Origin of the sequence: Streptomyces sp. NPDC007945, from assembly GCF_042958885.1 — a bacterium.
GTDB lineage: Bacteria > Actinomycetota > Actinomycetes > Streptomycetales > Streptomycetaceae > Streptomyces.
Genome location: NZ_JBIBJV010000001.1, coordinates 1,175,934 through 1,182,515, shown reverse-complemented (window position 1 = coordinate 1,182,515; position 6,582 = coordinate 1,175,934). Strand labels below are relative to the sequence as shown.

The 6,582-nt window shown below is 72.3% G+C and carries 4 protein-coding genes and 1 rRNA gene; 4 read left to right on the top strand and 1 reads right to left on the bottom strand.

From position 1 onward, the window contains the following. Positions 1-137 precede the first annotated feature (137 nt). A 5S ribosomal RNA gene (gene rrf / locus ACFZCF_RS05345) occupies positions 138-254 on the top strand. A gap of 144 nt (positions 255-398) precedes the next feature. Here rrf and ACFZCF_RS05340 read toward each other — a convergent pair. Further along, positions 399-1,562 carry a hypothetical protein gene (locus ACFZCF_RS05340; RefSeq protein ID WP_391284735.1) on the bottom strand — a complete coding sequence of 388 codons (1,164 nt, stop codon included), beginning with the start codon at positions 1,560-1,562 and terminating at the stop codon, positions 399-401. Between the two features lie 333 nt (positions 1,563-1,895). On the opposite strand from ACFZCF_RS05340, the gene mtrA reads away from it, so the two are divergent. The 3 genes from mtrA (at position 1,896) to ACFZCF_RS05325 (ending at position 6,466) form a co-directional block, all read left to right on the top strand. Further along, complete coding sequence (mtrA, locus tag ACFZCF_RS05335) at positions 1,896-2,573, top strand: two-component system response regulator MtrA (RefSeq protein WP_030498730.1); 678 nt, start codon at positions 1,896-1,898, stop codon at positions 2,571-2,573. A 1-nt stretch (position 2,574) separates the two neighbouring features. Beyond that, on the top strand, positions 2,575-4,596 hold the full coding sequence (gene mtrB / locus ACFZCF_RS05330; protein ID WP_391284732.1) for an MtrAB system histidine kinase MtrB: 2,022 nt from the start codon (positions 2,575-2,577) through the stop codon (positions 4,594-4,596). A 94-nt stretch (positions 4,597-4,690) separates the two neighbouring features. Continuing rightward, complete coding sequence (locus tag ACFZCF_RS05325; protein WP_391284730.1) at positions 4,691-6,466, top strand: LpqB family beta-propeller domain-containing protein; 1,776 nt, start codon at positions 4,691-4,693, stop codon at positions 6,464-6,466. The last annotated feature ends 116 nt before the right edge of the window (positions 6,467-6,582 follow it).

Genomic DNA, 6,582 nt, shown 5'->3' with positions numbered 1-6,582 from the left:
CGGATGTGGAAGCCCAGTAATGGGTGGAGCTGACCGGTACTAATAGGCCGAGGGCTTGTCCTCAGTTGCTCGCGTCCACTGTGTTAGTTCTGAAGTAACGAACTCCCATGTTCCGGTTGAGTTCAACTTCATAGTGTTTCGGTGGTCATAGCGTTAGGGAAACGCCCGGTTACATTCCGAACCCGGAAGCTAAGCCTTTCAGCGCCGATGGTACTGCAGGGGGGACCCTGTGGGAGAGTAGGACGCCGCCGAACAATCATTGTGGGAAAGCCCCGCACCTTATGGTGCGGGGCTTTTCTGCGTTCACCGGCCATTTCCACCGTGCTCGATGACACCGTCCCCCCATGAAAACGGCCCCCGTCTCCTCGGAGGGGAGAGCGGGGGCCGTCGTGGTGGGGTCAGGCGTCGGGGCCGGCCGCCGCCTTGGTGAGTTCCAGGTCCAGGGCCTCGCGGCGGATGCGCTGGTCCACGTAGAGGAACACGGAGACGCCCGCGGCGACCGGATACGTGAGGGAGCTGGTGACGATTCCGCCGACCGCCATGATCGAGAGGTACGTCCACGAGAGCTCGACGCCGCCGTCGAGAGCGAAGGCGATCGCGGTGAACGGGAGCGCCATCAGCATTGTGAAGATCATGATGAGGAGCTGGGCCAGTACCGTGACGCCGAAGATCCGCCACCAGGAGCCGTCGACCAGCTTCGCCGAGCGCTTCAGCGCCGCCACGATGCCCTGACGCTCCAGCATGAGCGCAGGGGACGCCAGGCCGAAGCGCATCAGCAGCCACACGACGGCCACGAAGGCCGCCGAACCGCCGAGGAAGGCCAGCGTCGCTCCGCCGGCGCCGCCCAGCAGCAGACCCGGGAGCATCGCCAGCGAGGCGAGCGCCCCGGCGCCGAGCGGCAGGGCCAGCGACAGCACCAGGAGCTGCGGCAGACGTGGACGGGCCTCCCGCCAGGCCTCCGCGACCGTCACGGGGCGTCCCAGGACGGCCCGGCTGACCACGATGGTCAGGAGAGCGCTCGTGAAGACCGAGGCGGCCACCGACACCAGCATCGTCGGGGCCAGCTCCGTGGCGGACGCCCGCAGATAGGCGGAGGCCGCCTCCAGCTGCTCCGTCGGCGTCGCGTCCGCGTGCAGGGCCGGCAACTCCGCGGAGAGGTACCGCTGCACGAACACCAGGGCCACCTGCGTCACGACGGCCACGGGGACCGTCACGGCCAGCACCGTGCGCCAGTAGCGGCGGAGGGTCCGGACCGCGGCGTCGAGGATCTCGCCGACGCCCAGCGGACGCAGGGGGATGACGCCGGGCTGCGGCGCGGGCGGGGCGCCGTAGCCGCCCCAGCCGCGCTGCGGGGGCGGGTTGCCCCAGGTCCGGCCGGGAACCGGAGGCCGGTTCGGGCCGCCCGGAGGCGGCGACCAGCGGCCGGCGGGCGGCTGGTCCTTCGACCACTGGGGCCCGGAGCCGTCCGGCTCCGGCGCGGAGGGCTGCCCGGGGATCACCGAGCCGTCCTGGTCGTCGGAAGGGGCGGATCCGGGCGTGTTCCGGCCCGGAGTGTCGTTCACGGTCGTCCACCTCGAAGGATTGGGTCGCGGTGCCGGTCGGCGAACCGGCCTGGTCACGGCGGCCGTCCACGGTCGGGCGGCGGGCCGGCTGCCATCGTGCCACGGTGGACCCGACGATGGACCAAGCAGGAAGCACCGTCCCGAACGTGGGCGTTCGCGGCCCGGCGGGGTACGGTTCTGGGCGACCGCGGGGGCACGGGGGGTGACAGTCGTTACTGGCGGCGGGGCGCCCGAACACAGGGAGTCAGAGACTTCCTCCGGGACGTTGTCGCAGGTCAGTGAGGTATCTCACCAGCCGCCTTGAGACTGATACGGAAATGGGATGATGTCGATATGAAGGGACGCGTTCTCGTCGTCGACGACGACACAGCACTGGCCGAGATGCTCGGGATCGTGCTGAAGGGCGAAGGGTTCGAGCCGTCGTTCGTCGCGGACGGCGACAAGGCCCTCGCCGCATTCCGGGAGGCCAAGCCGGACCTGGTGCTGCTCGACCTCATGCTGCCCGGACGGGACGGCATCGAGGTCTGCAGGCTCATCAGGGCCGAGTCCGGCGTGCCCATCGTGATGCTGACGGCCAAGAGCGACACCGTCGACGTCGTCGTGGGCCTGGAGTCAGGGGCCGACGACTACATCGTCAAGCCGTTCAAGCCCAAGGAGCTCGTCGCCCGCATCAGGGCGCGGCTGCGGCGCTCCGAGGAGCCCGCGCCGGAGCAGCTCACCATCGGCGACCTCGTCATCGACGTCGCCGGCCACTCCGTGAAGCGGGACGGCCAGTCCATCGCGCTCACGCCGCTCGAGTTCGACCTGCTGGTCGCGCTCGCCCGCAAGCCCTGGCAGGTGTTCACCCGCGAGGTGCTCCTGGAACAGGTCTGGGGCTACCGCCACGCGGCCGACACCCGGCTCGTGAACGTCCACGTCCAGCGGCTGCGCTCCAAGGTCGAGAAGGACCCGGAGCGGCCGGAGATCGTGGTGACCGTCCGCGGCGTCGGCTACAAGGCGGGACCGAGCTGATATGAGCAAGGGCAGTGCTGCTCCGGAGTCCCCCGCCCCCGGGGGCCGTACCGGGCGGGCTGCCGGACCGGGACGGGGGGGCTCGCGCTCCGGCCGCCTCAGGCGCGGTGGCCGGTTCCTCCAGGACGGGACGCCGGGAGGCAGGGTCTTCCGGATCGTCGCCCGGCTGGTGCGCAGGCCGCTGCTGCCGGCGGTACGGCTGTGGCGGCGGAACATCCAGCTGCGGGTCGTCGCCGGCACCCTCCTGATGTCCCTCGGCGTGGTCCTGCTGCTGGGCCTCGTCGTCATCGGGCAGGTCCGCAACGGCCTGCTCGAAACCAAGGAGAAGGCCGCCCAGACCCAGGCCGCCGGCGGATTCTCCGCCGCGCAGGACCGGGCGGCGACCACCCCCTCCGGAGTGCCCGGGCAGGACGGCGTACGCGCCGGATCCTCGGTGAACTGGCGCTCCACCCTCGTCGAGCAGCTCGCCAGCGGCGGCCAGAACGCGTTCAACGTGGTGGCGCTCTCGCTGGACTCCGGCGACACCGCGAGCCGCGGCGCCCGCGCCTCCGGCGAGGTCGACCCCACACGGTCCGTCCCCGTCGACCTGCGGCACTGGGTGGCGAACGGCAACTCCCCGTTCCAGAAGTACGGACGCATCCACTACGCCAGCGACAAGCCGTCCGAGCCGGGACTCGTCATCGGCAAGCGGCTCAACGACGCCGAGGGCAAGCAGTACGAGCTGTACTACCTCTTCCCGCTCACCCAGGAGGAGGACTCCCTCGACCTGGTCAAGACCACCCTGGCGACCGCCGGACTCTTCGTCGTCGTGCTCCTCGGAGCCATCGCCTGGTTCGTGGTGCGGCAGGTCGTCACCCCCGTGCGGATGGCCGCCGGGATCGCCGAACGGCTCTCCGCCGGACGGCTCCAGGAACGGATGAAGGTCACCGGCGAGGACGACATCGCCCGCCTCGGCGAGGCCTTCAACAAGATGGCCTCCAACCTCCAGCTCAAGATCCAGCAGCTGGAGGAGCTGTCGCGGATGCAGCGGCGGTTCGTCTCCGACGTCTCGCACGAGCTGCGGACCCCGCTGACCACCGTCCGGATGGCGGCCGACGTCATCCACGAGGCCCGCGTCGACTTCGACCCCGTCACCGCCCGCTCCGCGGAACTCCTCGGCGACCAGCTCGACCGCTTCGAGTCGCTGCTCTCCGACCTCCTGGAGATCAGCCGCTTCGACGCCGGCGCCGCCGCCCTGGAGGCCGAGCCGATCGACCTGCGGCAGGTGGTGCGCCGGGTCATCGGCGGCGCCGAGCCGCTCGCCGAACGCAAGGGCACCCGGATCGTCGTCGTCGGCGACGAACAGCCCGTCGTCGCCGAGGCGGACGCCCGCCGCGTCGAGCGGGTGCTGCGCAACCTCGTCGTCAACGCCGTCGAGCACGGCGAGGGCCGGGACGTCGTCGTCAAACTCGCCGCGGCCGGCGGGGCCGTCGCCGTCGCCGTACGCGACTACGGCGTCGGACTGAAACCGGGCGAGGCCACCCGGGTCTTCAACCGCTTCTGGCGCGCCGACCCGGCACGCGCGCGTACCACCGGCGGAACGGGCCTCGGCCTGTCCATCGCCGTCGAGGACGCCCGGCTGCACGGCGGCTGGCTCCAGGCGTGGGGCGAGGCCGGCGGCGGCTCGCAGTTCCGGCTGACGCTGCCGCGCACCGCCGACGAGCCGCTGCGGGGATCGCCGATACCGCTGGAGCCCGAGGACTCCCGGCGCAACCGGGAGCAGGCCGCCGCGGGCCGGGCACAGGAGACGGGCCGCACCGCCTCCGTACCCGCCCAGTCCGCCGGCGAACGGGCCCCGCTGCCCGGCGTGCCGCCGCGCCTCCCGGCGCCGCTGACCGCGGCCGTCGACCCGGCGGCGCTGCCCGGCAACGGCGCCCGGGTGGTGGCACGCACGGCGGCCGAGACGGAACACGGCCCGGGCACCGGCACGAGCACGGGCAGGGCGGGGAACGCGGAGCGGGAGGACGGCACACGTGAGGGCTGACGAGCGGAAGCGGCCGCGGGCGGGGCGGGGTCGGACCGGACGGACGCTTGCGCTCGCCGCCTGCGGCGCGTTCCTGGCCACGAGCTGCGCCACCATGCCCGACAGCGGCGACGTCCAAGCCGTACGAGGGGCCAACCCCGGCGAGTCGCAGGTGCGGGTCTACGCGGTCGCCCCCCGGGAGAACGCGAACCCCGACGAGATCGTCGACGGCTTCCTGGAGGCCATGACCAGTGACGACCCCGGCTTCGCCACCGCCCGCAAGTACCTGACCCGGCAGGCCGCCGAATCCTGGAAGCCGGAGCAGAGCATCACCGTGCTCGCCACCGCGCCCGACCGCAAGGGCGCCGACCGCAACGCCGACCCCGAGAACCAGGGGCGCGCGTACCCGATCTCCGGCCGCAAGATCGCGACCGTGGACGCCCGGCACGCGTACCAGCCGAACAGCCCCGTCGAATACACGCAGGCCATCCACGTCGTGCAGGAGACCGTGGCCGGCGGCAAGGACAAGGAATGGCGGATCGACGGCCTGCCGCCCGGCCTGGTCCTCGGCGAGGCCGACTTCCTGCGGAACTACCGCTCGGTCAACAAGTACTACTTCGCCTCCGGCGAGGACTGGCTGGTCGCCGACCCCGTCTACATCCGGCAGCGCCAGGACCCCGTCACCCGGATGGACACGGTCGCGCAGACCGTGAAGGCGCTCCTGGAAGGGCCGACGCACTGGCTGCGGCCCGCCGTCGACTCGCCCTTCCCGTCCGGGACCGAGCTGAAGGCGGACGTCACCACGCTGACCACCGACGACCAGTTCACTCTCAAGGTGCCGCTCAACGCGACGGCCGACCGCTTCGGCGGCGAGGTGTGCCGGCGGATGGCGGCCCAGATGCTCGTCACGCTCGGCGACCTGCCCTCCGTACGGGTCGACCAGGTGGAGCTCCAGGCCCGCGACGGCGGCGCCGTGTGCCGACTCGGGAAGGGGCAGGCCGCCGATTTCCGGGCGGTCAGGGAGACCGGGCAGGACGAGACGCCGTTCTTCGTCGACGAGGGCGGCCGGATGATGGCGCTCGCCCCCGGCGGCAAGGACGGCATCCCGCCCGTCCCCGTGCCCGGCCCGCTGGGCAAGGGGACGGTCCCGCTCGGCTCCGTCGCCGTGGCCCGCGGCGAGACGCGGGCGGCCGGCGTCTCCGAGGACGGCACCGCGATGTACGTCTCCTCCCTCACCACCGAGCAGGAGCAGCTGCCCCCCGTCTTCAAGAGCGCGGCGGTGGGCCCCGCGGCGGTCCACGACGGGCTCTCGCAGCCCAGCTGGGACGGCCGCCGGGGCGACCTGTGGGTCGCCGACCGCGCCAAGGGCCACCAGCGGCTGGTCATCGTGCCCGACGGAACCGGCAAGTGGTTCGAGGTCCGCACCCCGTGGCTGACCGAGGACACCCGGGTCGAGTCGCTGCGCGTCTCGGCGGACGGGGTGCGGATCGCGCTCCTCATCACCCGCGAGGGGCGCACCACCCTCCAGATCGGCCGCATCGAACGCCAGGACGGCGCGGACCAGCAGACCGTGTCCGTCGTCGACCTCCAGCCGGCCGCGCCGCGCATGGAGTCGATCTCGTCCGTCTCCTGGGCCGGCCCGAGCCGGCTCGTCGTCGTCGGCCGGGAGGCCGGCGGCGTCCAGCAGCTCCGCTTCCTCCAGACCGACGGCTCCACCTCCGCCAGCTCCGTGCTCCCCGGCCTCAACGGCGTCAGCACGGTCGCCGCGCCCTACCGCGACACCGAGCCGCTCGTCGCCGCCTCCGGCAACGACGGCATCGTGCGGCTGGTGCCCGGCGCGAACTGGCAGCCGCTGGTGAAGTCGGGGAACGGGCCGGTCTACCCGGGGTAGGGCGGGCCACCGGGCGCGCTGCGTCCGAGGGGGTTGTCCGAGGTGGGGGCTGTGTCCCGGGGTTCTGGCCCCGGGACACAGCCCCCATCACGTTGTCCACAGGCTGTTTTCCACAG